Below are 26277 nucleotides of genomic sequence, written 5' to 3'. Positions count from 1 at the left end.
AAAGTTTTTCACTAACTGAAAAACTTTTAATCATTGTTTTTAATTATATTTCATTATCTTCGTTATGCCAAAAATTACGCCAAAAATTACGGTCATATTCATGTTTATAATGATTGTTATCATACTCAAAATCATGGCAGCGCCGGTGACAATCGTGCATTTTGCGCCAAAACTCATCCCGCTCTTTTGGTGAATAATTATGCTCGCGCATTTGCGTGCGCCACTTAGTCATCTCTTTCATCTTAGTCGTTGGATCAACAAACTGTTGTGCTTGTTTTTTGAAAGAATCATCCCAGCCCGCCGCAATTTTTTCTAAATAATTACTAAATTCAGCTTGCTCCTCAGCTGTTAACCCAGCAAAAAAGTCAGTTTCGGTATCTTCTTGATATTGCTCATTTAAGTTAGCAGCCTGCTGTTTACCAGCAGCAGTCAAATATACCCGCTTAACTCTGCGGTCATCAGAATCGGTTTCACGCTTAATCTCACCTTTAATTTCCAGCTTTTTTAGCAGTTCTGCTAATGACCCAGGCTTAAGCGCCAGAACTTCCGCCAAATAGTTTTGTGTCAAACCGTCTTCTAAATTTAAAACTGCCAGAACTCTTTTTTGTCCAGAAAACGGCTGCTTATTTTGGTACATAAAATAGCGACTAGCTCGCATGATAAAGACCAATTGTTTCATTAAGTTTTTATTTGTTACACCCATAATTAATATCCTTTAACAAATTAGTTAGGCACCTAATATTTTTACTTTAAATTATAGTTTGGTGCCTAACAATCTGTCAAATAAAAAAAGCCACTGCGTAACCAATTTTAATGCACTAACTTTTTTACCAGCTTTAACTTGCCGCCGCACTTACCGCAGCTATATCGGCGTACGTTAATCTGGCGAACACGGCGATATTCTTGACCACATTTTTGGCAAGAATACAGATACTTACGCTGCTGTTTTTTGCTTAGACCAATATCCGGCGCAAAGCGTGAACCACCAACCTGATTTAGCAGCTGTTTAAAGTCTTGATCGCGATGACGATAGCCGCGACCAGACAGGTGCAAAAAATAGTGCGTTAACTCATGCTTGATAATCCCAATTAACTCGTGACGATATTGCGGGATTAAAAAGTGCGCATTAATTTCAATTTGATGGTCTTTTAACCGGTAACGTCCACCCGTAGTAGTCATGCGGTAATTAATTTTAACTTGATGCCTAAAAGGCTGATTAAAATACTTCACAGCAATTGCTTCAACCAGCTTTTGTAATTCTGCTTCAGTCATTACTACCTAAAACAACGCGCATACAATGCTGCTTCATGCTTAGTTTTAATTCGAACCTTTAGCGCCGTTACCAGTTTGCGCTTGAATGGCTTGGCTCCTTCCATCCAAGTTCCCGTGAAGACATGGATCGTCTTACTATTAGCTGATGGATTGCACAGAATACCATCAGGATAAACATGAATGCCCGTTTGCAAAACTTGCTCTTGATTATTGGCAATTGCACCATACTTTTCTTTTAAAATATCGGCAACTGATACCGTATTAACACCAGCCATTTGATCTTGACTATCAAAAGTAAAGTCGCGGTCATCATAATATGCCAGCATGTCTTTTAACAACGGATGCTTGGGTTCAGCACCAAAAACCGCCGTAAACGGATTGTCCTGATTTTCAAACCCCACAAAGGCACGATTACTTAATAATGAGGTCAAATCATCTAATACCAGCACATCAGTATCTAAATAAATGCCCCCCATTTCGTAAACGGCTTTTGCACGAATATAGTCGGAAACAAAGGCCCATTTTTTGGCCCTGTAAGCCTGCTCAACGTACTTATTTTCATGAATATCAAAATTCTGCTCGTTCCATTCAATAATCTGATAGCCCTGCAAATGCCTTTGCCAGGTCCGCATACACCGCTGAATATTCTTGGGCTTCGGATTGCCGCCAACCCATACATAGTGAATAATTTTAGGAATCATCTTTAACCTCGTTTGAGAAAATTTTTAATTAACTGCACAATATCCTGATTAAAATCAAGCCGCATCATAAACATTAATGCCATGTAGAGCACTAGCATGATAATTGACTTAATTGTCATATTTAAAAAAGCCGACGACACCAGCTGCGGCATTAACATCCCTACTGCCAAAACAATCGCCGCAATTATAAAATACTTCGGAATTTCTTTGAAAGAATATTTAAAATCATAGCCATCGCGGACAATCCATAACCGTAAAATCAAAACGACAAATTCGGTGATTAAAATTGCGACCATCGCGCCAGTTGCGCCATAAAATTGGTCCAAAAAGAAGCTCAAGACAACTTCTAAAATCGCCCCAACAATTACCGGCAAGGCATAATCACGATCGCGGTGGTTAGCCAAGGCAAACTGATTGGCAAAGACCCCACCTGTGGGGATCATGACAATTGTTAACGTGAAGAAGAACATCAGTGGCACCATTGGCGTAAACTTTGCGCCAAAAAAGAATGGTACAAATTCTCGCGTATTAGCCATGATAATCACCGCGAACATGGTACCCAGCCAAACTGTGGCTTCAAGCGACTTTTTCAAGACAAGACGCTGCTCATCTTTACCTTCACTCGCCATTTTGGGCATAATTACCAACGAAATACTGGTAATTACCCCTAAAACCATATTTGAAATTCGCTGTGAATTATCATAAAACGCTACTTGAGTTGAATTTTTGAAAATCCCCAAAATTGGTTTATCTAATGAAGTATAAATTTGCGTAGCAATCTGCGGAATTAATAAGGTAATAATGGCCTTAATTGTCGTTTGGTACTTATAAAAATGCTTGACTGGTCCACCAACAAAACGGTGAATATCAAACCAAAAGACAAACGACCCCAGCATTGTAGACACCGACATAATCAGCATATATTTCCACAAGTCACCAGGACTTTTGACCCAAAGTAAAATTAAGACTACTGATACCAATTTAACCGCCGTGTTTTTCAAAACGACCCGACCAAATGCCGCTAACCCTTGAAAAAACCACGAAATATCCACTTGCGCCGAAATCAAATACGGCAGCATCAATAGCAGATAATTCCAATACTTAATATGGAATAAACTGGCAGCAGCAACTACCAAAACAATGGTCACGACACTTGCTGATGCCTGAAAGTACCATAACCCCCAAAAGGCATCGGTTAAGTCCTGTTTAGTCCCAAAGGCACGCACTTGCGCAATTGTCCGCATGCCAATGTACGAAATTGATAATGTACAAAAAATCATCAAAAATTGCATGATATTATTCACATTACTGTAAATGCCATAGGTTTTTGGTCCCAAAATTCGCGACAAATAAGGCACCGTAATTAACGGCACCAAGACAAGGAAAATTTGGTAAACCGCATTATACAAAATATTTAAAAATGTTTTTTTCACAATTTTTCCTCTAATAATTTTGGGTCATGAAAGCAAAAATTTGCTCGCAAGCTGATTGAACGGGTGCTTGATTAGTCAAACAACGCCAATATTGCCGCTTTGGTTGATAATCGTCCTTACCACGTGCCAATTGTTCCAGCGCCTCAATCAATTCAGCTTGCTGGTTAACGCACTGCCCTGGGACAACTTCTTCATACGGTCCCATAAGTAGACCCCGCGTTTGCTCATACTCTTTGAGATAATTAGTAATAAAAATCTCTGGCTTATCCAAATTCAGATAATCAAAATAAATTGACGAAAAATCAGTTAGCAAAAAATCTGTCGCGCCAAGCAGTTCATATAAATCATAATCGTTTTGAGCCAAATAATCATTATTTAAAAAGGCGATATTAGAGAATTGACTGCTTAAATGGTCAAACAGCTTCATTTCATAAGGGTGCAGTTTCACAATTAAATATTGGTGCTGCTCTTTAAGCGCCGCATTTAAGGTCGCCGCATCAAAATCAGCTAAGGTCAAAAAATTCCCTGCCTTAATCTGCTCAAGGACATTTTCATCATCTAATTCATAGCGAAAAGTTGGCATGTAAATCCCAACTTGGGTGTGGTCATCAACTACCCCAAACAGGTCATGCAGCAATTGCTTTTGACTGACTACTGGATGCTGTAAGGCATCAAGCCGCGGAAAACCAAGTTGACGGTATTGGTTAGCACTAACTCCAATGCAGGCACTCATCAAGCTTTCATATAAATCTGAACTCGAACAAACAATATCCGCGGTTTTGCGCCACAATTTCTGATTGCGCTTGTTATCCCTAGCCCTAGTATTGTTAGCCATAATGCCCATCCGTTTTAAAGGGATCCCGTGCCAAAATTGCACATTAACCTGACTCTTGCGAATTTTAAAGGGCTGATGCGTCGTCAAAACAAATTTAGCCGCGCCAATTTCTCGCCAAGTTGCAAAAGATAAATGTGAAGACGGCCATGGCTCAACTAGTGTGACCGTGTAATCTGGATGGTGCTTTTTTACATATTTGGCAAACAGATAACCATTAGAACCTGAACGACCTGCCCCGTTGAGCACGACAATCTTTTTGTTATTTATGCGTGTAAGCCGTGCCCATAGCTTCATCACTTGCAGGTAAAGCCGAAACAAAAAACTTTTCATAATCAATCTTTCCTAAATAATCTCTCTTTAGCCTACAAAAAAAGCTTGAGCAAACTCAAGCTTTTTCACGTTATTTTTTAAAAATTTATAGTTTAGGGCAATTACGATAACCTCTTACCAATCTGATTACCAATCACTGACAGCGTGAAGCAGACGATAAAGTAAAGCACCGCTAAAGCCGCAAACATCGGCAAAATATAGTTGGCATTTTGCCCATAAATAACCTGCGCGTGCTGCATCAATTCCGGCACGACAATAATTGTTGCAAGAGAAGTATCCTTAATTAAGGAAACAAACTGACTAATAATTGTCGGAATCATATTCTTATATGCCTGCGGCAACACAACGTGCCATAATGCCTGCACGAAGCTCATTCCGGTTGAACGAGCACCTTCCATTTGACCAGGGTCAACCGACTGGATACCTGATCGCACGATTTCCGCAATCATTGTCGACTCAAAAACAGTCATCGCAATAATCGCCGCCGGAATTGTTTCGGGACGCAGACCAAAGTTCGGCAAACCAAAGTAAGTGAAGAAAATAATCAATAGCAGAGGCACATTTCGGATAATATCAATAATGAAACCAACAATTTTGGAAACAAATTTAATCTTAGAATAGCGAATAATCCCCAAGATTGAACCCAAAATAAAACTCAAAATCACCGAAATTACTGAAATATAAATCGTCACCCAGAGTCCCATCAGCAAAAAGCGTACATTGAGCCACGAAAGAGCATTAATCCAATTTTGCATTTTTCTGCACCCCCTAAGCCAATTTCTTCTCTAAATGCTGCATGTAATAACTAAGCGGCAGTGTAATAATCAGGTATAAAACGCCGACTACTAGATAACTATTAATCGTATCAAATGTTGTCGAAGCAATCGAGTTGGCTTGATACATAAGATCAAAACCAGCTACAAAGGCTAGGACCGACGAATTCTTTACTAAATTGACAAACTGGTTGCCAAGCGGCGGAATAACAATCTTAAAGGCTTGCGGCAAAATAATATACCGCATTGCTTGCCAGTAGGTCATTCCCGTTGAACGGGCACCTTCCATCTGACCGCCAGCCACCGACTGAATACCCGAGCGAACCGTTTCGGCTATAAAGGCGGAAGTATACAGACTTAAACCAATTGTACCAGCAGTAAAGCCGTTAATCTTAACAACATACATTGGAATTACAAGGTAAAAGAACATCGTAATTACTAACAAGGGAATGTTACGAAAGATCTCGACATAAGCACGACCAATTGTCCGCAAAACTTTATTCGGTACAATTTCCATAATTGCGAAGATCGTACCAATAATTAAACTGAAGAATAAGGCAATCACGCTCGACAACACGGTCCAACCTAGACCAACTAGCAGTTGACTACTAAAATGAGAAAAAATATTAATCATTTGCGATACAACTCCTTATACTTAAATCCTGGTACATTACCAAACCATTTTTTAATCAAGCGGTTGTATTCACCATCGTGCTGCATTTCCAAAACCGCCTTGTCAACAGCTTTAGTAAATCCAGTCTGACCCTTGTTAACGGCAACACCATACGGTTCGACCGTAAACGTGCCGCCGCGAACCTGGTAGCCCGGATTCTGCACTGCTAAGCCAAACAAAATCCCGTTATCAGTTGTCAAGGCATCACCTTGGTGAGACTTAAGTGCGTTCATTGCTTGGGCATAATCCTGCAATTCAATTACGCGGGCCTTTGGGGCAACCTTCTTAATGTTAGCTACTGAATTGGCACCAACTACGCCAATAACTGTCTTGCCGTTAAGGTCCTTGACACTATGGATTGACGAATTCTTTGGCACTAATAGCGATTGCCCCGCGTCAAAGTAAGATTTAGAAAAAGAAATTACCTTTTCCCGTTCTGGCGTAATCGACATGGTTGCAATCACCGCGTCAACGTTACCGTTCTTCAATAATGGCACCCGTGATTGTGAGGTGGTCGTCGTAAACTCAGCTTTACCTGTTGGTCCTAAAATATGCCGCGTGATTGCCTTAGCCATATCGACATCGAAGCCCTTGGGTTGACCATCTTTAACGTCAATCAGACCAAACAGCTTAACATCGCCCTTAACGCCCCAGCTAATTGTATTGGTACGCTTAACATTATCCAAAACTGACTGGTCACTTAAACTGCGACCACAACCGGTTAATAAGAGCAAACTAGCTAATAGAGAAACCAACCAAAATCTCTTTTTCATGATTGCTCCCTCCTTAATGCGAAATAATCTTACTCAAAAATTGCTGTGCTCTTTCCGTCTTAGGCCGTTTAAAGAAACTTTCACTAGCATCATCTTCAACAATTCTACCTTGATCCATGAAGATTACTCGGTTGGCAACCTCTTTAGCAAAGCCCATCTCGTGCGTGACGATTAGCGAAGTCATGCCGCTATCAGTTGTAACCTTCTTGATAACCTGCAAAACATCATCAATCATTTCGGGGTCAAGTGCAGAAGTTGGTTCATCATACAAGATCAATTTCGGTCGCATGGCTAGCGTTCTGGCAATTGCCACCCGCTGCTTTTGACCACCGGAAATCTGTGACGGCATGTTATGTGCCCACTTCTCCAGTCCAACCATCTCTAATAAATGCATTGCCTGCTCTTTATTTTCTTTTTCCGGCATGTGACTGACAATGCGTGGTGCCAGCATGATATTTTCCAACACATCTTTATTCTTATATAAATTAAAATGTTGGAAAACCATGCCGACGTCCCGCCGCAAAATATTTAAGTCAGTTTTGGGATCAGACAGGTCATGATTGTTAACAATCAATTGCCCTTTTTGAATTGATTCAAGGCCATTGACAGTTCTTACCAAGGTACTCTTACCTGAGCCAGAAGGTCCAATTAAGACAACCGTTTCCCCCTGATCAATCTTCAAATTAATGTCGTGCAGTGCATGAAAATGGCCATAAAACTTTTGCACATCATGGAATTCTATCATCGACATTATTACCGCCTCTTTCATTATCATTGCAATAAAATTTAATATATAACTAAATCTATTTTACTATACCAATTAATTTTTTAGGAAAATTAAGCCCTTTTTTAAGTTAAATATTAAATAATTAATATAATTTTAAATTTGTTTGTAAAAAATAACTTTTATCTCAAACTAAAAGATAAAAGTTATTAAGTAGTATTATTTTTTAAACATCAAGATCATGACTTGGCGTTCTTGCACCAAAGTTAACTGCCAATAAGACACCGACAACAGCTAATGCAAGGGTAAAGAACAAACCATAGTGGACGCCATTAGTAAACTGAGCGGCACTATCAGCACCTTGATAAGCTGCCTGTCCTAACCCGAGCAAGCTGGTTGCCAAAGCTGTTGCTAAGGCACCAATAATCTGTTGCATGGTATTCAAAATCGTGCTGCCATCAGCCGATTCTTGCCCCTGCAGAGAATTCAGAGCGTAAGTTTGTGCTGGTGACATTGCCAACGGACAGCCAACCATCAAGATGATGTGGGCCGCCACAATGTAAGCTAAACTGGAATGACTGTTAGACATTAATAACATCACTATTCCAACAATAGCCAAGATAAAACCAACTACTGCCGGAAGTTTTGCCCCAAGTGAATCATACATTCTCCCAGCAAAAGCTGAAACAACGGCATTAATAATTCCCCCCGGCAGCATGATTAAACCAGTAATCGCAACTGGCAGTGATAACCCGTTTTGCAGATATTGCGGCAATAAGTACATTGCCGACAAAATAATAGCAAAGTCGACCATTACACTTAAGGCACCTAAAGTAAAGGCCCGTTTATTAAACACATGTAAATTCAATACTGGTTCGGTTAAATGCAATTGACGCTTACCATAAAAGAACAAAACAATTAAACCAAGAACAAGTAAACCTAAGACAACAGGTGAACTCCAGCCTAAGCCACTTGCCAAACTAACTGACATAACTAAACTTGAAAAGCCAACTACTGATTCAATTACTGACAAGAAATCAACGCGTGGCTTAGTAATTTGACCGACATTTTTTAAACCAAAAATAGCTAAAATTAGTGCAATAACCAAGAATGGTACAAATAGCCAGAAAACATAGCTCCACGATAACTTACCCAAGATAATCCCCGTTAAAGTTGGACCAATTGCCGGTGCCAGCATAATAACCAAGCTGCAGACACCCATTGCTGTCCCCAGCTTATATGGTGGAAAAATCAACATCACAACCGTAAAGGTAATCGGTAAGATTAATCCCGTGCCAATTCCCTGAATCATCCGACCAGTCAATAAAATAGCAAAATTAGGTGCCATAGCTGAAATAACTGACCCAATAATAAAGGCCAATAATCCCGTAATGACAATTTTCCGTGTGCTAAACCATTTAGTTAATAAACTTGAGAATGGCAAGATAATCCCAATAATTAACATGTAGCCTGTTACTAAAAATTGAATTTGTGAACTGCTAACGCCAAAAATTTTCATTAATTGGGGCAATGCAATGTTCAGCGATGTCTCTGACAGCATCCCCACAAAGGTGCCGATTAACATCCCTGCCATTACAAGCCAAGGTTTTTTCACCTTGACAATTGCGTCCATTTTTTTCATCAAAACTCCTCCTATTTCGTCCCTAATTTTTAGACGACTTATCTAGAATAACAAAATAAGATTAGTCTTGTAAGCTTGTTATCGTTTTCAAATTTAATAAACTAGTTTACACTAATTTTAATGAGGAGAATTAAATGAATAAACACGAGAATTATCAACTGCTGCTCAAGCAGGCCAGCAGCTTACTTGCTGGTGAACATGACCTAATTGCCAACATGAGTAATATTAGCGCGCTATTGTTTAGCAGTCTGCCTAATGTCAGTTACGCCGGCTTTTACCGCTATCAAGATGGTGAATTGATTTTAGGACCATTCCAAGGACCCGTTGCCTGCATGCACATCAATTTGGGCAAGGGTGTTTGCGGCACCGCTGCCGCAACTCGGCAAACGCAAATTGTCCCAGACGTTCATCAATTCGCAGGTCACATTGCCTGTGATGCCGCAACTAATTCTGAAATTGTCGTCCCAATGGTTAAAAATGACCAATTAATTGCAGTTCTTGACCTAGACAGCAATGATTTCGCGACTTTTGACGAAGTTGACGCGGAATATTTAGCAAAAATCGCAAAGTTAGTGGTGGTATAAAACTTGCACTAACAAATAAATCCCCCTTACAGAAATAATTTCTGCAAGAGGGATTTTATTTTTATTAAAACTTACTTCGCGCCCAATTTTCTTTCAAAGAATTTAACAACTTCCACAATTACAATCATGCAGATACCAGCTAACAAAACGATTAACCACTGCACGCCGTTCAATTCTGTTACGTCAAAGAATTTCGTCATGAACGGCAATTCTACTGCCACCATCACTAATGCAGAAACTAGGATTGCCCAGTTAAACCACTTATTAGCAAATGTCCGCTTCGTGAAGATTGACTGGTGAATGTATTTGGAATTAAATGCATGGAACAGCTGAATTAATCCTAAAGTCAAAAAGGCCATGGTTAATGCATCCTCATGCTGCAGGGTGCTATTAGCAAGGTGCGGACCAAAATTAAGTCCCAACTGGTAAGTCACCAGCACTAATATGCCTTCCAAAATACCTTGGTAAACAATTGAACTGGCTACCCCGCCGCTGAAGAACGTGGATTTCTTACCCCGCGGGCGCCGATTCATAATGCCTTTTTCTACGGGTTCAAGTCCCAATGCAATTGCCGGCAACGTGTCTGTTACCAAATTAATCCACAATAATTGCACAGGTGCTAAAATATCCCAGCCAAGCATTGTCATCATAAAGACGGTTAACACTTCACCAACATTACAGCTCATCAGGTATAGAATCGCCTTCTGAATATTACTGAAAACTTTTCGGCCCTGCTTAACCGCTTCAACAATCGTGGCAAAGTTATCATCAGCCAAGATCATATCGCTGGCACCCTTAGAAACTTCGGTTCCCGTAATCCCCATGCCAATCCCAATGTCAGCTTGTTTCAAACTCGGCGCGTCATTCACACCGTCACCAGTCATTGCCACAATCTTGCCTTGTGCCTGCCATGCCTTAACAATCCGCACCTTGTGCTCCGGTGAAACACGCGCATAAACGCTATAATCACCAACATGCTCTTGCAAGTAGTCATCACTTAGTTCATCAAGTTGAGCGCCCGTAACCACTTGCTGGTCTTGCCCCGGTTCAATAATTCCCAGCCGCTGAGCAATTGCTTGTGCCGTTACTTGAAAATCACCAGTAATCATTACCGTTCGTATGCCAGCCTGCTTGGCTTCCGCAATCGCCGCCTTTGCTTCAGGTCTTTCTGGGTCAATCATCCCAACCAACCCAGCAAAGATAAGGTCTTGCTCAACATTATCAGTTGTTGGCTCACCATACGGCTGCTCAACAACTTTATATGCCAAAGCTAGTACACGCAAAGCTTGTTCGGCCATAGTTTGATTAGCTGCTAAAATTTCTTGCTTTTGGGCTGCAGTAATTGGAATAACTTGCCCATTTTTTTCAATTTTAGTGACCCGGTTTAATAATTGGTCAGGTGCCCCCTTAACCGCCACCAAAAAATGATCGCCAGCTTGATTAACGGTACTCATCAACTTACGTTCAGAGTCAAACGGCACTTCCTGCACACGTTGATGTTGTGCCAACAATTCTTGGACATTAATTTTTTGGTTGAATGCATACTGAACCAGAGCCGTTTCTGTTGGGTCACCCAAAAGCTGCTTGTCGCTAATTCGTGTGTCATTTGCTAGCAGCATTGCCAATAGAGCCGGATTTTTTGCAGTGATTACTTGTGCAGCCTGATGAACTTGACCATCATAATAAACCCGCTCAACTGTCATTTTATTCTGCGTCAGTGTTCCTGTTTTATCAGAACAAATAACGTCAGTTGCCCCTAGCGTTTCCACAGCAGGCAATTTGCGCACAATTGACTTGTGCTTAGCCATTACTTGCGTGCCCAATGCCAAAATAATGGTAACAATTGCTGGCAGTCCTTCCGGAATTGCCGCTACGGCTAACGATACAGCTACTAGAAACATATCAATCGCTAATTTGTCAGTCGGCTCCGTGCCTTGTTTGGTAAAAAAGCCAACGGCAAACACAATCGCACAGATTACTAAAATCATAATCGTCAGCGTTTTTCCCAGCTGATTCAGATTTTGCTTCAACGGCGTATCAGTTTCATCGGTATTATTAAGCAGCGTCGCAATTTTCCCAACTTCAGTGTGCATTCCTGTTTGGGTAACTATCCCTTCGGCACGGCCATAAGTAACATTGGTATTTGCAAAGGCCATGTCGTCTTGGTCAGCCAGAGCAACCTGCGCTTTTTCTAGCGGTATGTCTTGCTTATCAACCGGGACAGATTCACCCGTTAATGCCGATTCCTCAACCTTTAAGCTGTTGACGCTTGTTAGGCGCAAATCGGCTGGAACGACATCACCAGCCTCTAATAAAACAACGTCTCCTGGCACCAAATCAGTACTGGGAATTTCTACAACTTGACCATTACGCCTAACATGCGCGCTGGGCGTCGCCATTTTTTTCAACGCATTAATCGCTTCTTCTGAACGTGCTTCTTGAAAAACGCCCAAAATTGCGTTCAATAAGACAACAATCATAATTATTGCCGCATCAGTCCACTCTTGGGCAACAAATCCCGATAATAACGCAGCAATAATCAAGACAATAATCATAAAATCTTTAAATTGGGCCAAAAAGCGTTGCCACAAGCTAATCTTCTTCTTCCCAGCTAAACTGTTAGCACCATATTGCTCACGGCGCTGTTTAACTTGACTTGCGGTTAATCCTTCGCTCAGTGAAGTACCTAATTCACGAGCTACCTCTTGAACCGCCTGTCTGTAATAATCTTGGGCCATTTTTACCTCCTAATAAAAAAGAGACTTATATGCATACTGCACACAAGTCTCACTAATTAAGATAAGTCCAGAAAGTTTTGCTTTCGGCTGTTGGGCTTATCGCAAGTAATTGCTGTTACTCCCTTATGATTAAGTTAATTATAAATAATTTCATTTATTTTAACAAGAAAAACCAGTTAAAAATTAATATTAATTGCAAAAGGCATCTCTTGTTCACGATGCTAATCTCATACTATAATATCCGTGAATAATAAAAAGCAATCCTACTATCAATAGGATCGCCAGCACTCAGAATCATCGCTTATTAGCGGTGGCATAACATTAATTATTTCACAGAATAACCGTTGCGATGCGAACGCTTAGCGGTTATTTTTGTTTGGTAAAAAATTTTACCAAACTCGTTAGCAGATCATGCAAAATCACTATTTTTATCAAAAAAGAACCTAGTTTCAATTGAAACTAGGTTCTTCTCTATTTAGAGGGATATTTGATTAGTTAGACTTAATTTAAACCAGTCCATTGCCATTCGGTAACTTCCGGCATATCCTCACCATTATCACGAATATATTGGTGATGTTTAGCAAGCAACTTGTCCATCTTAGCTACAAAGCCAGCACTCTTATCAGCCAGCCGTGGTACGCTCAAGACAGCATCCTTAGCTAAGTGGAACCGATCAAGTTCGTTGACTACCCGCATATCAAATGGCGTGGTAATGTCGCCTTCTTCTTCGTAGCAGTGAATATGAATATTGTCACGTTTGCGACCAAACCAGATTGATTGCATCATGGCTTTAAAGCCGTGCCATGCAAAGATAACGGGCACATCGCTTGGGAATAAGCGGTCAAATTCTTCATCAGAAATTGCCTCTGGATTATCCTTGGTGTTCATCAACTTCATAATATCAATGATGTTAATGTAGCGCATCTTCAAATCTGGAAATTCCTTGTGCAAGATGTCAATCGCTGCTAACGATTCCATTGTCGGTTCAGTTTCAGTCGAAGCAAAGACAACATCTGGCTTAGCATTTTGGTCAGTTGAAGCCCAGTCAATGTATGACAAACCATGTTGGGCAATCTTAGTCGCTTCATCAATTGAGAACCATTGTGGTCGTGGCTGCTTAGAAGTAACCAAAATATTGATACATTCACGGTCAGTAAAGGCCTTTTGCGAAATTGCCAACAGTGAGTTAGTATCTGATGGCAGATATTCATGAATTAAATCTGGCCGGTTCTTTTCGTACATATGAGTCAAAATACCTGGGTCTTGGTGGGTATAACCATTGTGATCTTGTTGGAACACAGTAGAAGTAGCAACAAAGTTTAACGATGGGTAATCATGACGCCAATATTGTTCCTTAGCCTTACGCAACCACTTCATGTGCTGAGTCAACATTGAGTCAACCACGCGACCAAAGGCTTCATAAGTAGCAAAGAAACCGTGACGACCAGTTAGAACATAACCTTCAAGCCAACCTTCATCTTGGTGTTCTGACAACTGTGAGTCAATAATCCGACCACTTGGTGCCAAGTTTTCATCATTAGGCTCATGAATTTGCTCACCCCATTGTCGCTTTTGGTCATCAAGCAGCTTGAACATTCTGTTGGATTTAGTTTCATCTGGACCAAAGCCGCGGAACGTATTAGGGTTCAGGTCAGCAACTTCACTCAAATATTTTGCCCATTCAGCCATATCTTGAGCTTCAACTGAACCTGGCTTGTCAAACTTCAATGCATACTTACGATAGTCAGGCAAAGCCAAACGCTTAGGATCTTTACCACCGTTGGTAATTGGATTCATTGCCATTCTTTGGTCACCATGAACCATATTCTGCTTAACGATTTCAGTTGGGGCACCATTTTCATCAAACAATTCTTCTGGTTTGTAACTCTTAAGCCAATCAACCAGCATGTCTTTGTGTTCCATATCGTCTTGTTCAACCGGAATTGGAATTTGGTGGGCTCTAAATGAGTTCTCAATTGGATTACCATCAAGGTCAAACTTAGGACCAGTCCAGCCCTTAGGTACTCTAAAGATGATCATTGGCCAATGTGGCAAAGTTGCATCATTATTTTCACGGGCATGCTTCTGGATTGCCTTGATTTCTTCGATCACAGTATCCATTAACTTCGCCATTTCTTGGTGAACTTGCATATGATCCTTATAACCATCAAATTCGCCGCCATTATAAGCAGAAATAATGTATGGGTGCCAGCCCATGCCTTCAAAGTACTTGGTCAACTCTTCATCAGTCATGCGCGAAACAATGGTTGGATTGGAAATCTTGAAGCCATTAATTTGTAAGATTGGTAAGACGGCACCATCTTTAATTGGGTTGATAAACTTATCGCTGAACCAGCTAGTTGCTAGTGGACCAGTTTCTGATTCCCCATCACCAATTTCAACGGCCGCAATTACGTCAGGATTATCCAAAATCGCACCTGTACCATGTGAGAGAGAATAACCTAACTCGCCGCCTTCGTGCAATGAACCCGGTGTTTCAGGAGCAGCGTGTGAAGCTGAGCCACCCGGAAAACTGAAGCGCTTGAATAACTTAGCCATACCTTCTTCATCCTGCTTGATGTCAGGGAAGCGTTCAGTATATGAGCCGTCAAGGTAGGCATTAGAAACCATTACTTGACCACCGTGCCCTGAACCTTCGATATAGAACATGTCCAAGTTGTACTTCTTAATTACCCGATTTAAATGAGCATAAATGAAGTTTTGTGGTGAAATTGTGCCCCAGTGGCCAATCGGCTTAGGCTTAACATCACTGGCTTTTAAGTCATGCTTTAATAGTGGATTGCTCATTAAGAAAAGCTGTCCAACAGATAGATAGTTAGCTGCGCGCCAGTCAGCATCGACGCTCTTTAAATATTCTTGTGAATCGTAATCAACTGCCATTATCTTTCTCCTTTAGCAATTACTTACTTAATTTCTCTTTACACACTATATTATAGCAAGTTTTTCTAAAAGTTCAACCATTTAAAAAATTGGTTCGTCCCAATTTAAAAATCAGCATTTAAAATACTTAATAGTTGCTGCATCAAGCTTTATCTAGTTCATTATTGGTATTTATCAGTATTTAATTGCCCAAATACCGATAAATGCTGATAAAAATTCTGACTTATTAATTAAAATATTTATAATAATCTCTAAAGATGATAAATTTATTTTTGGAGGAAGCAGAATGACACAGGAGCAACGATTACATGAAATTAGACAAATGCTTGTTAGGCAAAACCATCTGATTACCCGCGATTTAGCCAAGCACTTTAATATTTCGTTTGATACAGCTAGACGTGACGTAATTCGATTGGTCGCTACAGGCCAAGCAATTCGCGTCCATGGCGGATTAATTAGAAATACTGACGATGAGGGGCTGCCGTTTTTAACCCGCAACCAGATTGACTCGCCAATTAAAACCCAAATGGCGCAAATGGCACAACATTTTATCCATACTAAGCAATGTGATTTTATTGGACCGTCAACGATCCTTAAAAAATTGTGTCAGCTAATCAGCGGTACTAATTTACAAATTGTTACTAATTCAATTGATAACTCGCTTGAACTAATGCGGTCAGAATTTCCCGAAATTTTACTTTTAGGCGGGATAGTTAACAAAGAACACCGATTTAATTACTCTGTTCACGCACTTGACTTACTTAAAGGAATTAGTTTCAACAATGCCTTCGTTGGTACGGCAAATGTAAAAAGCGATGGTATTTACCTACCTAAAATTAACGATGCCGAACTAATCAAAGTAGCAACTTCACGGGCAAAAAGAATTATCGTTGTCGCCGAAAAGCATAAGTTTAACAATCCGAAAATTGCGCCTTACATGGCTGTTCCTCTTAGTCAGATTGATGTGCTTATCACTGATGAGCCATTACCTGACGAGATTAAGCAAAACTTTGCGCCAACAACGCAAATTATTTCAGTTTTAAAGAAGGGAAATAACTAACCAAAAAGTTAGCTAAACGATAATTTTCTTCTTTAAATAAAATGTATCCTAGCAAAAAGAGCAAGCTCAAGCTTGCTCTTTTGTTATTTATTCAAATTAACAAACGTATTAAAACGCATGTATTGATAATGAACCCGCATTGTTGAAAACTCGAATGGGGTTCCATCATCCAAGAAGAAAATCCCTTCCATTACCCCAACTGGTTCTGTTGCCTTGAGCTGCATCTGCTCTTGATCGTCAGCACTTGATGGGTCAACAGTAATATTCAGAAAGGCCTTAGTAACAACCTTGTTCTGGGTATCTTCCAAATAATTAAACAGTGAACTCTGTAAATGCTGCGGCTTTAATTCCGGCACAATTTTGATTGGCAGATAACCCGTTTCAATAAGAAACGGCTGCTCATCCATTAACCGCAACCGCCGAAATTCATAAACAAAATCATTTTTATTCAAAAACAAATCTTGCGCAATACTTTCAGGAGCTTTAACAACGTGAAAATCAAGCAGCTTAATTTTTTGCTGTTTGCCAGGGACTTTTAAACTATCAGTCAAGCCTAGATTAGAACCCTCATAACGAAATAAGGATTGATTTTTTAAATAAAGTGGGTTAATAAACGTGCCACTGCCGCGTTTTTTAAAGACAATTCCTTGTTGCGACAATAATTCCATTGCCCGCTTCATTGACGAACGGCTAACTTGATAGTGCTCGGCCAAGCTGCGCTCATCAGGCAATCTCATCCCATCATATTTATTATTTAAAATATTCTGCTTAATATCGTGCATCACGGTCCGATAAACAAAGTCTGCCATTTACTGCCTCACTAATTTGCTTGCTTAATTGCCTGAATAATCCAATCGGAAAATACGTCTTGATCTATCTTAACGCCAACTTGGGCATTAGCTGGTTTACCAAAGAAGTCATTAAAGTCCATGATTGAAGCACCATAAGCATGTGGGCTCTTGGTATCAACCACAATATAAGCTGGCTTAAAGGTGTACATCTTAGGATTTAACAACATCCCTGCAGCCAAAGCATCATAAATCTCCCGCCCATCAGTTTCTGTTTCATCATGCAGATTGGTTAAAATATGGTACAACATATCACCAGTCTTGCCCAAAGCTTTAATCTTCTGCAGCGTTTCTTGGGTTATAAATGCTTGATGACCTAACTCAAGTGGTGCCACCTTGATTGGCACGCCGCTGTCAAAGACAATCTGAGCAGCTTCAGGGTCACCAGCAACATTATATTCACTATATGGACCCCAATTGCCACGACCAATCGCGCCACCCATAATTACTAATTCTTCAATTCTAGCAAGGTCATCAGGATATTGTCTGAAGTACAAGGCAAAATCTGTTGCTGGACCAATCTGCATCAAAGTTACCTTGGTCTCGCTCTTAGCAACTACTTCATGGATCGCTTCGGCAGCTAAACCCGGAACCAATAATGTCTCGTCAGCTTCAGGAAAATCATAGCCAGCCATACCAGACTTACCATGAACACTTGAAGCATCAATTGCTGCCCGCAGCAATGGCCTTATTGCACCAGCGACAACTGGTACCTTAGTTTGCAAAAAAGCTTCTAATTTTAAGGCATTCTGTAAGGTCTTGTCCAGAGTTACATTACCCCACGTTGCCGCAATTAACTTGACGTCTAATTCTTTAGCAAATAAGGCAATGGTAATTGCCACTGCATCATCAATTCCGGGGTCTGTACTGATAATCAAAGGTTTTCTTGTCATTAAATTTCCTCTTTTAAAAAGTTTATACGTCAATCATACCAAAACTTAGCCCTAGTTGCTCCTTTTAAAAGAAAAAATGAATTGCCAATAACCAATTTATCAACAATTCATCGCTAATTTTATTTTTTACGATCTTCAATCTCGCCATCGCGATGTGCAATAATAACTTCATCACACATATCAAGAAATAAGCCATGTTCCACAACCCCCACAGTGTGGTCGAGATAATCAGCCAAGCCATGTGGTACAGGAATGCGGTCAAGGTCTAAATCAATAATGTAATTACCATAATGGGTAACAAAACGTTTGCCAGCAGCCATGCGCCACTTGGGCTTTAACCCTTCTGCTTCAAAACGACGAAAAGTTTGTTCACATGAAATTGGCAGAACTTCCACAGGCAGTGCAAAACCACTCAAGTGGTCTACAACCTTCGATTCATCAACAATCCACATTACTTTTTTTGAATTAACGGCAACGTTTTTTTCTAAAGTTAACGCGCCACCACCGCCTTTAATGCCATCAAAGTTAGTCGCAAAGCGATCCGCGCCATCAATTGTTAAATCAAGCTGGTCAATCTCGGCGAGCTGGTTAACTTTAAAGCCCCAACTCTCCATCTGCTTCTTGCTTCTACTGGAAGTAGTGGCAATGGCTGCTAATTCTAGACCTTCTTCTTGTTTGCGTTTACCTAAAGCATCAATCAAAAAGGCTACGGTTGAACCAGTACCAATTCCTAATTTCATTCCTGGCTGAACCAGGCTAGCAGCTTTAATTCCAGCTTTTTGCTTTAATTTATCCTGTTCTTCTTTATCCATCGTCTTACTTTCCCACTATTCAATCATTGCCAACTCATCAATTAACCTTATTATAGCAAAATTTTCTATCAGTAATCACAATAAAAAAGAGTAGTTCATTTAAACTACTCTTACTAATCAATTTTTATTCTGGATCAATTCCTGGTGCCTGATTAATCTCTGCAGACATCATCCAAATACGCTTTTCAACTTCTGTGTGACAAGTGGTGAACATATCATTAGTTGAATAGTCGCCTTCTTCATCGCTGACTTCCAGACCCTTTTGGTAGTCTTGCTCTAATTGACGATAACCAGCAATAATCTTGCCATAACGCTCATCAATTGTTTCATTCCAGTTTGGCTCTTCATCCTTGATGTTAGTCATCTTCGCAATGTCGCTAAGTGTTGAAACTGGTGAGCCATCCAAGGTAATTAATCGCTCTGCGACTAAATCTTGTTGATTAGCCAATTCATCCATCACTTTATCAAGATATGGGTGCAACTTCAAAAAACGCTCACCGCGCATGTACCAATGGTGTTGGTGCACAATCATGTGCATTTGCGTCAAATCTGCTACTAATTGATTTAAAACTTCTTTTGTCTTAGGATATTTCATAATAAAATTCCTCCTATTCAAACACTCTTGGTTACATTTTTATCATAACAAAAAGTGAGTTGAATTACTTAAAACTTGTTTGTGAAAAAGTGTATTAAAAAAACAATCAGTTTTATAAAACTGATTGCTTTAATTAAATATGAATATTAATATCTTGAAAACAAAACCTTTTTATCCAGGTCAGCAAGATTAATAATTGCTACTTCATTTAGCAATACTAATGCCATTGTTTCTTGCAATTCCTTGACCAAGATTTTTTTGTTTTATTGAAGTAAATATCTCTGGATATTCATTCTTAAACTTTTGAATAATATCAGCAGTACAACCTGTGCTGCCATCATCAACAACTATTACTTCATACTTACCCGTAAAGGTCTGACAAGCCAAAGAATGTAAGCAACGTGCTAAATACTTCTCTTCATTAAAGGCAGCAACGATAATTGAAACATCTATCATCGTTTCATTATTTCCATAGAGTTTATTTACTATAAAGCCCTGTTCATATTAATACTTATACACTAGCTTAATCTACACACTAACTTCTAAGCATTTTCTTGTGCAGCAGCTTCTTTTTCTTGCTTCAATAAGACATTATCGTAATGCTTGATAAATGGATACCAAATTACAAATGCAACAATTGCACAAATAATTGACAAAACTCCACCTTGCCAACTTCCCGTTGCAACCAGTCCGCCTAAACCAACTGGTGATGGCCATGGTTGTTGCGCAATAATTTTCGGTACCATGTGAGTGGCAATTCCTAAATAGGCAACTAAACTCGAAGCCATTGGTGCTAAGATAAATGGAATCATTAAGTTAGCATTGTAAACTACTGGTAAACCAAAAATCAATGGTTCATTAATGTTAAAGATTGCTGGAACAATCTCTACCTTACCAATTTCTTTTAACTGTGCCGAACGAGCCCGCAAAACTAGCCAAATGGCAACACCCAAAGTTGCACCAGAACCACCAATCGTAACAAACGCATTGGTAAACTCACCAGCAAATACATGGTAAGCACCTCCGTGTTGGTTAGCTTGCAAGTTAGCCAATACAATTGGAGTATAGAATGAACTGATAATTGTTGCACCATGAATCCCAAACCACCATAAGAAGTGAATCAAGAACATGATAACTAGGATACCCCACCAACTATCAGCAATATTACTAATAAACGAAAATGGAACAAACAGAACCTTAAATAAATCTGTTCCCATTAATACCAATGCCATATTAATTGCAGCAACGATAATTGATACACAAGCTGTAGGAATTAAGGCACTAAAAGAGTTCGATACCCCAGCTGGTACTGATGCTGGCATTTTAATTCGCCAATTATGCTTAATTGTATAACGATAAATTTGAACTGTTAACCATGCAATTACCAAACCAATAAAGATACCAACGGCACCAATCCGATAAATACCTGCAGTTTGTGAAGCTTGGTAACCACCTGCTAGCATCTTATCTTTAGTAAACATAGTCACAAACTGAACTGTACCATTCTTCCATATTAATTCCGGTACGGTAATAAAGAATGCCATTAAGAACATCATTAACCCATTGACTGGAACTAAATTAATGTGCTCTTCATCACGATATATTTTAGTATATGAGTATGCAAAAGTCCCAGAAAAGACCAATGCCAAAATACCCATCGTGGCATTATAAACAGCTTGATATAAATTATCAAACCGACCAATCGTACTATTATAGAAACTGGTAAATCCAGGATTTCTAACTACATCTGGTAAAACTGTCAAAATTAAGAAAAATGCTCCAACAATAGTAAATGAAATCACACTGTAACCAGCATCCATGATTGCTCGTACAAATCTAGTAGCCGCAAACTTACCAATTAATTTAGATATTCGATCTTTCATCGGTATCTTTTCTTCTTCAGCCATAACGTTCCTCCCCTAACAGTAAAGCCTTTATCTAGCTTTAGTGACTCTTTTTAAACGTTGCAATTACTTTGGTATAGCGATCTTTTCCATTAATAATATTTTTAATTCGTACCTCACAACAACCAGCAAGAACAATTCCAACCAATAAAATCGTTAAAATCAATACTTTACTGCTTTGATCTGAAACAAATGGGAAAAAATACGTTCCTATTGGAAACTGTAACAAAATAATCAACAAAATATTTACGACAATTTGAATCCAAAAATAAATTCGAGTTATTGGTACATCTAAGTCGCGATTGTGCATTTTACTTAGCTGCTCAATAGCTGCTGCCGCTGAAAAAATTGTCATTATCGCAGCAGCAATAATTCCAGTTATTCTTTTATATGGTAATGAAAATATCAACCAAAATATGTTTGTAAATAAGTATGCCGAGACCGAATACCTTAACATTAGATAACGACTAAAATAAAGATATTTCAGATTATCTTCATATTTTTTACGAGCTATTTCATCCTTTTCATCTACCATCTACTTAATACCCCTAACCGTTAATTAAATCCTCAGCTTGTTTAAGGACCTTTTCGCCATTCATCATGCCATACGCTTGCATATCAATTACGGCAACAGGAATATCAGCACCATCTTTGCCCTTACCTTTAGCCTTATCCTTCATATCATCTTCCATATAGCGAACTTGTGGCCCTAACAGTACACAATCAATGCCTTCTTGATCCAAATGTTGTGGTGCTTCTGAAGCTGGACACGCAAAAATTTTCACATCAATGTTCTGCTTTTTTGCAGCTTCCTGCATCTTAGTCACCAACAATGATGTACTCATTCCTGCCGCACAATTCAGCATAATTGTTTGTTCTGCCATAATATATCCTCCTAAAATGTATCCTATAGATTTTGTTCTATGCAATACATTATAAAGCGCTTCCATAAAAAGCGCAAATAAATCTTAATTTTTTATTCATCTTTGATATTTAACTTGCGATAAAAATATATTGTTATAAAATGCTTGTTGTAAACGTTATCAATACTAATAGATTTTAATAAGTGAGGTTTTTTATGTATTCAGCAAAAATGCCAGATGACTTTTTATGGGGTGGTGCCGTTGCCGCTCATCAATTAGAAGGTGCTTGGGACGAAGACAATAAAGGTGTATCGATGGCTGATGTCATGACTGTTGGTTCTGCTACTAAGCCCAGAGAAATAACCGATGGCATTATCCCTGGTAAAAATTATCCCAACCATAGTGCAATTGACTTTTACCACCATTACGATGAAGACATTAAATTAATGGCTGAAATGGGCTTTAAAGCCTTCAGAACCTCAATTGCTTGGACACGAATCTTTCCTAACGGTGATGAGTCAGAACCAAACGAAGCCGGACTAGAATTTTATGATAAATTATTTGACACTTGCCATAAATACGGCGTTGAACCTGTCGTTACTTTGTCCCACTTTGAAATGCCATTTCATTTAGCCAAGAAGTATAATGGCTTCACTAATCGAAAAGTAATTGATTTCTTCTTGCACTTTGCCACGGTCTGCTTCAAACGTTACCAAAATAAAGTTAAGTATTGGATGACTTTTAACGAAATTGATAACCAATCTGACTTCGGCAATGACTTCTCAATGGCTACTAATTCGGGCATTCTATTCAAAAAAGGAATGACGGATCAAGAAAAAGAAGCTGCCATGTTCCAAGCAGCTCATTATGAATTAGTTGCTTCAGCTTTGGCAGTCAATGTTGGTCACAAAATCAACCCTAGCTTCCAAATTGGCTGCATGATTAATTACTCACCAGTTAGACCATTAACACCATCTTCTGACGATGTTTTACTAGCTGATAAATTTGAACAACGTCGCAACTGGTTCTCAGATGTTCATGCCTTTGGTGAATATCCTAAAGAAGTTGAAGCCTACATTGAGCGTCATGGCTATCGTCCTGATATTACAGATGAAGACCGTGTCGTTCTAAAAGAAGGCACTGTTGACTATATCGGTTTTAGTTATTACCAGACAACAACAGTCTCTGCTAAGAAGGTTAAGCCTGATGAATTAAGTAATTTGGCACAAGCTGTTGACGTTAACCCAACACTTGAACGCAGCGACTGGGGCTGGGAAATTGACCCAGAAGGTTTACGGATTGCTCTCAATCACTTGACTGACCGCTATCATTTGCCATTGTTTATTGTAGAAAATGGTCTTGGAGCCTATGATAAGGTTGAAGCAGATGGTTCAATTCATGATGATTACCGTGTTGATTACTTACGCAAACATATTTCAGAAATGGAAAAGGCAGTTGCCCTTGATGGTGTTGACTTAATGGGTTACCTGCCTTGGGGGCCAATTGACTTGGTATCTGCTGGAACTGGTCAAATGGACAAACGTTATGGCTTTATCTATGTTGACAAAAACGATGCCGGCGAGGGAACTCTGAAGCGGTCACGCAAGGATTCGTTCTATTGGTATCAAAAAGTTATTAAGTCAAATGGTCAAGACTTAGATTAATAATTTAAGACATACAAAAAGGTTTCTACAATTAATGTAGAAACCTTTTTTATTTAAGATTATTCACTATCTTTTTCTAATGCGTTAGCCTGGTATAATTTTTCGTACAAATCTACCATTTCGCCTGCCAAATCCCTAAAAGTAATGGCATTCATCAAATGATCTTGGGAGTGAACAACTAGCAAAGTAACCTGAGTATGCTCACCCTGTGCCTCTTTAGTTAACATATCTGTTTGCGAATTATGAGCCTGAAGCAAGGAATCGTCAGCTTCCTTTAGCTTAGCTCTAGCAGTATCAATATCACCCTTTTTAGCAGCGCGAATTGCTTCAAATGCTAAACTCTTAGCATTGCCACCATTAGCAATTAAGCCCATTGCTGCCATTAACGTTGCTTGTTCTGAATCTTCTGGAGTTTCTTCTTTAGCTGTATTTTTTTCTTCAGTCATATTATCAATCTCCTAAATGTAATAAACAGTAAATTATATATTTAATTATAGCGCTTTCATATAATAAGTAAACTTTTTATCAGCAATTTAGTACTAAGCTTTTAAAAGTCGCTTAGCCAAAGCAAAATTACCAACAGTCGCTGACCCATTATCGGCAATTGCTGGCATCACAATATACTTAGCTAAGTCTGGCACTTCAACATAGCCGTTTAGCATTTTGGCAAAATCGCGACGTACTTTTTGTAAAAATGCTTCACTAGTCACGCCGCCGCCAAAAACAACCTTATCTGGTCTTAAAATTAAAGTTACTTGTAAAATAGCTTGTGCCACATAATAGCTCATTATGTCCCAGACAGGATCAGTCAATGGTACATCCTTGCCGGCTTTACCTAAGCGGGCTTCAAAAGTCGGTCCAGAAACAAGCCCCTCAAGGCAATCCTGATGATATGGACATACACCCGTAAAATTTAAGTCCCCTGGATGACGCTTAAGTAAAACATGTCCCATCTCAGGATGCCCTAATGAGCCAACCAGCTTACCATCAATAATCGCGCCACCACCAACACCAGTGCCAATTGTATAATACACCAGAGAATCAATATCTTCATTGGATAATAATGACATGACATATTCGCCATATGCGGAGCCATTAACATCCGTTGTAAAAAAGATGGGCACATTAACTTGTTTTTTAATAAAGCCGACAAAGTCCGTATTCTGCCAGCCCTTCTTAGGAGTTGTAGTTATATAGCCGTAATTAGCTGCTGTCTGGCGAATTTCAATTGGACCAAAGGAAGCGATACTAATCGCTGTTATTGGAAATTGTTTAAAATAAGCGGCAGCCTTTTGCAAGGTTTCGTGCGGTGTTGTTGTCGGAAAAGTTATCGTATCTTTGACTTGGTAATTTTCATTACCCACTGCACAAACAAACTTAGTCCCGCCAGCTTCAATTGAACCTAATAACATACTTTATCTCCTTCATTTACCAAACAGTGAACTTATATTGCCTATTAATTCATGTTACCCATTTTATAAAGCCCTTTCAAGCACAGATTTTATCTTTTAATACCAAAATTATTAACCAAAATCTTAAAATATCGCTTGTTTTAGTGGTATTACAGCAAAAACTACAGTAAAATATTATTTGATAAAAAGGAGAGTCTGAATGTCTAAACTTGAAAAACCCGTCGTAATTGGGATTACCGGCGGTTCGGGTAGTGGTAAAACAACGATTGCCCATAAAATTGTTGACCAAATGCAAGAAAATGAACACGTCCTAATTATGACGCAAGATTCATACTACAAGGATAATACCGGTATTCCAATGAGCGAACGGATGAACATCAATTATGACCATCCTGATGCCTTTGATATTCCGCTGCTTAAAGCCCAAATCAATGACTTGCTTAACTACAAGCCAATTGAAATGCCCGTCTACGACTTTAAGGAACATACCAGAAGCACTGAAACTATTCACATTGAGCCCGCTGATATTATTATTCTTGAAGGAATTTTGGTTTTAGCAAATGAAGAAATTCGAGACTTAATGGACATCAAAGTTTACGTTGATACCGATGATGACATTCGCTTCATTAGACGGCTTGAGCGGGATATTGATGAACGCGGACGTTCAATTGACTCCGTAATCGACCAGTACTTGGGTACCGTTAAACCAATGTACCACCAATTTATTGAACCAACTAAGCGTTACGCTGACATTATTGTTCCCGAGGGTGGCGAAAATAATGTTGCCATCGACATGCTAACCACTAAGGTTCATGCAATCTTAAGAAAAGAAGCTGCTAACTAAAAA

General features: G+C 39.4%; 26 protein-coding genes. 4 read left to right on the top strand and 22 right to left on the bottom strand.

Annotation, left to right across the window (positions count from 1 at the left end):
• Nucleotides 1–43 precede the first annotated feature (43 nt).
• The 10 genes from PT281_RS03205 to PT281_RS03160 all read right to left on the bottom strand — a co-directional run bounded on the left by PT281_RS03205 (nucleotide 44) and on the right by PT281_RS03160 (nucleotide 9147).
• Complete coding sequence (locus PT281_RS03205) at nucleotides 44–703, bottom strand: MarR family winged helix-turn-helix transcriptional regulator (RefSeq protein ID WP_277151963.1); 660 nt, start codon at nucleotides 701–703, stop codon at nucleotides 44–46.
• A 107-nt stretch (nucleotides 704–810) separates the two neighbouring features.
• Nucleotides 811–1272, bottom strand: a complete 462-nt coding sequence (locus tag PT281_RS03200) for a SprT family protein (protein WP_277151962.1) — start codon at nucleotides 1270–1272, stop codon at nucleotides 811–813.
• Nucleotides 1273–1274: 2 nt separating this feature from the next.
• Nucleotides 1275–1973, bottom strand: a complete 699-nt coding sequence (locus PT281_RS03195) for a glycosyltransferase (RefSeq protein ID WP_277151960.1) — start codon at nucleotides 1971–1973, stop codon at nucleotides 1275–1277.
• 2 nt (nucleotides 1974–1975) lie between these two features.
• Nucleotides 1976–3406, bottom strand: coding sequence for an oligosaccharide flippase family protein (locus PT281_RS03190; protein ID WP_277151958.1), 1431 nt, complete (start codon nucleotides 3404–3406; stop codon nucleotides 1976–1978).
• Nucleotides 3407–3416: 10 nt separating this feature from the next.
• The gene (locus PT281_RS03185) at nucleotides 3417–4571 is read right to left on the bottom strand and encodes a CDP-glycerol glycerophosphotransferase family protein (RefSeq protein WP_277151956.1); all 1155 of its coding nucleotides are present in this window, start codon (nucleotides 4569–4571) and stop codon (nucleotides 3417–3419) included.
• Between the two features lie 101 nt (nucleotides 4572–4672).
• A complete protein-coding gene (locus PT281_RS03180; RefSeq protein WP_277131077.1) occupies nucleotides 4673–5326 on the bottom strand; it encodes an amino acid ABC transporter permease in 654 nt (217 codons plus the stop codon).
• A 13-nt stretch (nucleotides 5327–5339) separates the two neighbouring features.
• Nucleotides 5340–5978, bottom strand: coding sequence for an amino acid ABC transporter permease (locus PT281_RS03175; protein WP_277151954.1), 639 nt, complete (start codon nucleotides 5976–5978; stop codon nucleotides 5340–5342).
• Complete coding sequence (locus PT281_RS03170; protein ID WP_277151953.1) at nucleotides 5975–6790, bottom strand: transporter substrate-binding domain-containing protein; 816 nt, start codon at nucleotides 6788–6790, stop codon at nucleotides 5975–5977. Before PT281_RS03170 ends, PT281_RS03175 begins: the two co-directional genes overlap by 4 nt.
• A 13-nt stretch (nucleotides 6791–6803) precedes the next feature.
• Nucleotides 6804–7541, bottom strand: a complete 738-nt coding sequence (locus tag PT281_RS03165; RefSeq protein ID WP_277151951.1) for an amino acid ABC transporter ATP-binding protein — start codon at nucleotides 7539–7541, stop codon at nucleotides 6804–6806.
• 199 nt (nucleotides 7542–7740) lie between these two features.
• Nucleotides 7741–9147: a DHA2 family efflux MFS transporter permease subunit gene (locus tag PT281_RS03160; protein WP_277152247.1), complete on the bottom strand. Its 1407-nt coding sequence runs from the start codon at nucleotides 9145–9147 to the stop codon at nucleotides 7741–7743.
• A 143-nt stretch (nucleotides 9148–9290) separates the two neighbouring features.
• On the opposite strand from PT281_RS03160, the gene PT281_RS03155 reads away from it, so the two are divergent.
• A complete protein-coding gene (locus tag PT281_RS03155) occupies nucleotides 9291–9740 on the top strand; it encodes a GAF domain-containing protein (protein WP_277151949.1) in 450 nt (149 codons plus the stop codon).
• Between the two features lie 71 nt (nucleotides 9741–9811).
• Here PT281_RS03155 and PT281_RS03150 read toward each other — a convergent pair whose 3' ends face one another.
• Both PT281_RS03150 and PT281_RS03145 read right to left on the bottom strand, forming a co-directional pair.
• Nucleotides 9812–12478, bottom strand: a complete 2667-nt coding sequence (locus tag PT281_RS03150) for a calcium-translocating P-type ATPase, PMCA-type (protein WP_277151947.1) — start codon at nucleotides 12476–12478, stop codon at nucleotides 9812–9814.
• A gap of 501 nt (nucleotides 12479–12979) precedes the next feature.
• Entirely contained in the window at nucleotides 12980–15379 is a 2400-nt protein-coding gene (locus PT281_RS03145; protein WP_277151945.1) for a phosphoketolase family protein, read from the bottom strand.
• A gap of 286 nt (nucleotides 15380–15665) precedes the next feature.
• Between PT281_RS03145 and PT281_RS03140 the strand changes: the two genes are divergently transcribed.
• Entirely contained in the window at nucleotides 15666–16439 is a 774-nt protein-coding gene (locus PT281_RS03140; RefSeq protein WP_277151943.1) for a DeoR/GlpR family DNA-binding transcription regulator, read from the top strand.
• An 83-nt stretch (nucleotides 16440–16522) separates the two neighbouring features.
• Here the strand turns inward: PT281_RS03140 and PT281_RS03135 are convergent, their stop codons facing one another.
• The 8 genes from PT281_RS03135 to PT281_RS03100 form a co-directional block, all read right to left on the bottom strand.
• Nucleotides 16523–17248: a GntR family transcriptional regulator gene (locus PT281_RS03135; protein WP_277151942.1), complete on the bottom strand. Its 726-nt coding sequence runs from the start codon at nucleotides 17246–17248 to the stop codon at nucleotides 16523–16525.
• An 11-nt stretch (nucleotides 17249–17259) separates the two neighbouring features.
• On the bottom strand, nucleotides 17260–18180 hold the full coding sequence (locus tag PT281_RS03130) for a nucleoside hydrolase (protein WP_277151940.1): 921 nt from the start codon (nucleotides 18178–18180) through the stop codon (nucleotides 17260–17262).
• A gap of 119 nt (nucleotides 18181–18299) precedes the next feature.
• Nucleotides 18300–18992, bottom strand: a complete 693-nt coding sequence (gene rpiA, locus PT281_RS03125; protein WP_277151938.1) for a ribose-5-phosphate isomerase RpiA — start codon at nucleotides 18990–18992, stop codon at nucleotides 18300–18302.
• 124 nt (nucleotides 18993–19116) lie between these two features.
• Nucleotides 19117–19587 (bottom strand): DNA starvation/stationary phase protection protein, encoded by a 471-nt coding sequence (locus PT281_RS03120; RefSeq protein WP_277151936.1) that lies wholly within the window; start codon nucleotides 19585–19587, stop codon nucleotides 19117–19119.
• Nucleotides 19588–19791: 204 nt separating this feature from the next.
• Nucleotides 19792–20043 carry a glycosyltransferase family A protein gene (locus PT281_RS03115; protein WP_277151934.1) on the bottom strand — a complete coding sequence of 84 codons (252 nt, stop codon included), beginning with the start codon at nucleotides 20041–20043 and terminating at the stop codon, nucleotides 19792–19794.
• A gap of 86 nt (nucleotides 20044–20129) precedes the next feature.
• A complete protein-coding gene (gene celB / locus PT281_RS03110; protein ID WP_277151932.1) occupies nucleotides 20130–21494 on the bottom strand; it encodes a PTS cellobiose transporter subunit IIC in 1365 nt (454 codons plus the stop codon).
• Nucleotides 21495–21531: 37 nt separating this feature from the next.
• Nucleotides 21532–22026: a PTS cellobiose transporter subunit IIA gene (locus tag PT281_RS03105; protein ID WP_277151930.1), complete on the bottom strand. Its 495-nt coding sequence runs from the start codon at nucleotides 22024–22026 to the stop codon at nucleotides 21532–21534.
• A 13-nt stretch (nucleotides 22027–22039) separates the two neighbouring features.
• A complete protein-coding gene (locus tag PT281_RS03100) occupies nucleotides 22040–22375 on the bottom strand; it encodes a PTS sugar transporter subunit IIB (protein ID WP_277151928.1) in 336 nt (111 codons plus the stop codon).
• 194 nt (nucleotides 22376–22569) lie between these two features.
• Between PT281_RS03100 and PT281_RS03095 the strand changes: the two genes are divergently transcribed.
• A complete protein-coding gene (locus PT281_RS03095; RefSeq protein WP_277151926.1) occupies nucleotides 22570–24018 on the top strand; it encodes a 6-phospho-beta-glucosidase in 1449 nt (482 codons plus the stop codon).
• 59 nt (nucleotides 24019–24077) lie between these two features.
• On the opposite strand, the gene PT281_RS03090 is transcribed toward PT281_RS03095, so the two are convergent.
• Complete coding sequence (locus PT281_RS03090) at nucleotides 24078–24464, bottom strand: PTS lactose/cellobiose transporter subunit IIA (protein ID WP_277151924.1); 387 nt, start codon at nucleotides 24462–24464, stop codon at nucleotides 24078–24080.
• A gap of 93 nt (nucleotides 24465–24557) precedes the next feature.
• Complete coding sequence (scrK, locus tag PT281_RS03085) at nucleotides 24558–25430, bottom strand: fructokinase ScrK (protein WP_277151922.1); 873 nt, start codon at nucleotides 25428–25430, stop codon at nucleotides 24558–24560.
• A 199-nt stretch (nucleotides 25431–25629) separates the two neighbouring features.
• Between scrK and udk the strand changes: the two genes are divergently transcribed.
• Nucleotides 25630–26274, top strand: coding sequence for a uridine kinase (udk, locus tag PT281_RS03080; RefSeq protein WP_277151920.1), 645 nt, complete (start codon nucleotides 25630–25632; stop codon nucleotides 26272–26274).
• The last annotated feature ends 3 nt before the right edge of the window (nucleotides 26275–26277 follow it).

Origin of the sequence: Lactobacillus sp. ESL0701 (assembly GCF_029433445.1) — a bacterium.
Taxonomy (GTDB): Bacteria; Bacillota; Bacilli; order Lactobacillales; family Lactobacillaceae; genus Lactobacillus.
Note: the sequence above shows the minus strand (reverse complement) of the source record. Positions and strands in the feature narration are given on the sequence as shown.

What these genes read in the sequence shown, in the direction of transcription:
- udk (WP_277151920.1), top strand. Translation starts at nt 25,630, where the DNA reads ATGTCTAAACTTGAAAAACCCGTCGTAATTGGGATTACCGGCGGTTCG.
- PT281_RS03115 (WP_277151934.1), bottom strand. Translation starts at nt 20,043, where the DNA reads ATGATAGATGTTTCAATTATCGTTGCTGCCTTTAATGAAGAGAAGTAT.
- PT281_RS03205 (WP_277151963.1), bottom strand. Translation starts at nt 703, where the DNA reads ATGGGTGTAACAAATAAAAACTTAATGAAACAATTGGTCTTTATCATG.
- PT281_RS03120 (WP_277151936.1), bottom strand. Translation starts at nt 19,587, where the DNA reads ATGAAATATCCTAAGACAAAAGAAGTTTTAAATCAATTAGTAGCAGAT.
- celB (WP_277151932.1), bottom strand. Translation starts at nt 21,494, where the DNA reads ATGGCTGAAGAAGAAAAGATACCGATGAAAGATCGAATATCTAAATTA.
- PT281_RS03170 (WP_277151953.1), bottom strand. Translation starts at nt 6,790, where the DNA reads ATGAAAAAGAGATTTTGGTTGGTTTCTCTATTAGCTAGTTTGCTCTTA.
- PT281_RS03160 (WP_277152247.1), bottom strand. Translation starts at nt 9,147, where the DNA reads ATGGACGCAATTGTCAAGGTGAAAAAACCTTGGCTTGTAATGGCAGGG.
- PT281_RS03105 (WP_277151930.1), bottom strand. Translation starts at nt 22,026, where the DNA reads ATGGTAGATGAAAAGGATGAAATAGCTCGTAAAAAATATGAAGATAAT.
- PT281_RS03140 (WP_277151943.1), top strand. Translation starts at nt 15,666, where the DNA reads ATGACACAGGAGCAACGATTACATGAAATTAGACAAATGCTTGTTAGG.
- scrK (WP_277151922.1), bottom strand. Translation starts at nt 25,430, where the DNA reads ATGTTATTAGGTTCAATTGAAGCTGGCGGGACTAAGTTTGTTTGTGCA.
- PT281_RS03090 (WP_277151924.1), bottom strand. Translation starts at nt 24,464, where the DNA reads ATGACTGAAGAAAAAAATACAGCTAAAGAAGAAACTCCAGAAGATTCA.
- PT281_RS03185 (WP_277151956.1), bottom strand. Translation starts at nt 4,571, where the DNA reads ATGAAAAGTTTTTTGTTTCGGCTTTACCTGCAAGTGATGAAGCTATGG.
- PT281_RS03130 (WP_277151940.1), bottom strand. Translation starts at nt 18,180, where the DNA reads ATGACAAGAAAACCTTTGATTATCAGTACAGACCCCGGAATTGATGAT.
- PT281_RS03095 (WP_277151926.1), top strand. Translation starts at nt 22,570, where the DNA reads ATGTATTCAGCAAAAATGCCAGATGACTTTTTATGGGGTGGTGCCGTT.
- PT281_RS03135 (WP_277151942.1), bottom strand. Translation starts at nt 17,248, where the DNA reads ATGGCAGACTTTGTTTATCGGACCGTGATGCACGATATTAAGCAGAAT.
- PT281_RS03175 (WP_277151954.1), bottom strand. Translation starts at nt 5,978, where the DNA reads ATGATTAATATTTTTTCTCATTTTAGTAGTCAACTGCTAGTTGGTCTA.
- PT281_RS03150 (WP_277151947.1), bottom strand. Translation starts at nt 12,478, where the DNA reads ATGGCCCAAGATTATTACAGACAGGCGGTTCAAGAGGTAGCTCGTGAA.
- PT281_RS03100 (WP_277151928.1), bottom strand. Translation starts at nt 22,375, where the DNA reads ATGGCAGAACAAACAATTATGCTGAATTGTGCGGCAGGAATGAGTACA.
- PT281_RS03145 (WP_277151945.1), bottom strand. Translation starts at nt 15,379, where the DNA reads ATGGCAGTTGATTACGATTCACAAGAATATTTAAAGAGCGTCGATGCT.
- PT281_RS03155 (WP_277151949.1), top strand. Translation starts at nt 9,291, where the DNA reads ATGAATAAACACGAGAATTATCAACTGCTGCTCAAGCAGGCCAGCAGC.
- rpiA (WP_277151938.1), bottom strand. Translation starts at nt 18,992, where the DNA reads ATGGATAAAGAAGAACAGGATAAATTAAAGCAAAAAGCTGGAATTAAA.
- PT281_RS03200 (WP_277151962.1), bottom strand. Translation starts at nt 1,272, where the DNA reads ATGACTGAAGCAGAATTACAAAAGCTGGTTGAAGCAATTGCTGTGAAG.
- PT281_RS03165 (WP_277151951.1), bottom strand. Translation starts at nt 7,541, where the DNA reads ATGTCGATGATAGAATTCCATGATGTGCAAAAGTTTTATGGCCATTTT.
- PT281_RS03180 (WP_277131077.1), bottom strand. Translation starts at nt 5,326, where the DNA reads ATGCAAAATTGGATTAATGCTCTTTCGTGGCTCAATGTACGCTTTTTG.
- PT281_RS03195 (WP_277151960.1), bottom strand. Translation starts at nt 1,973, where the DNA reads ATGATTCCTAAAATTATTCACTATGTATGGGTTGGCGGCAATCCGAAG.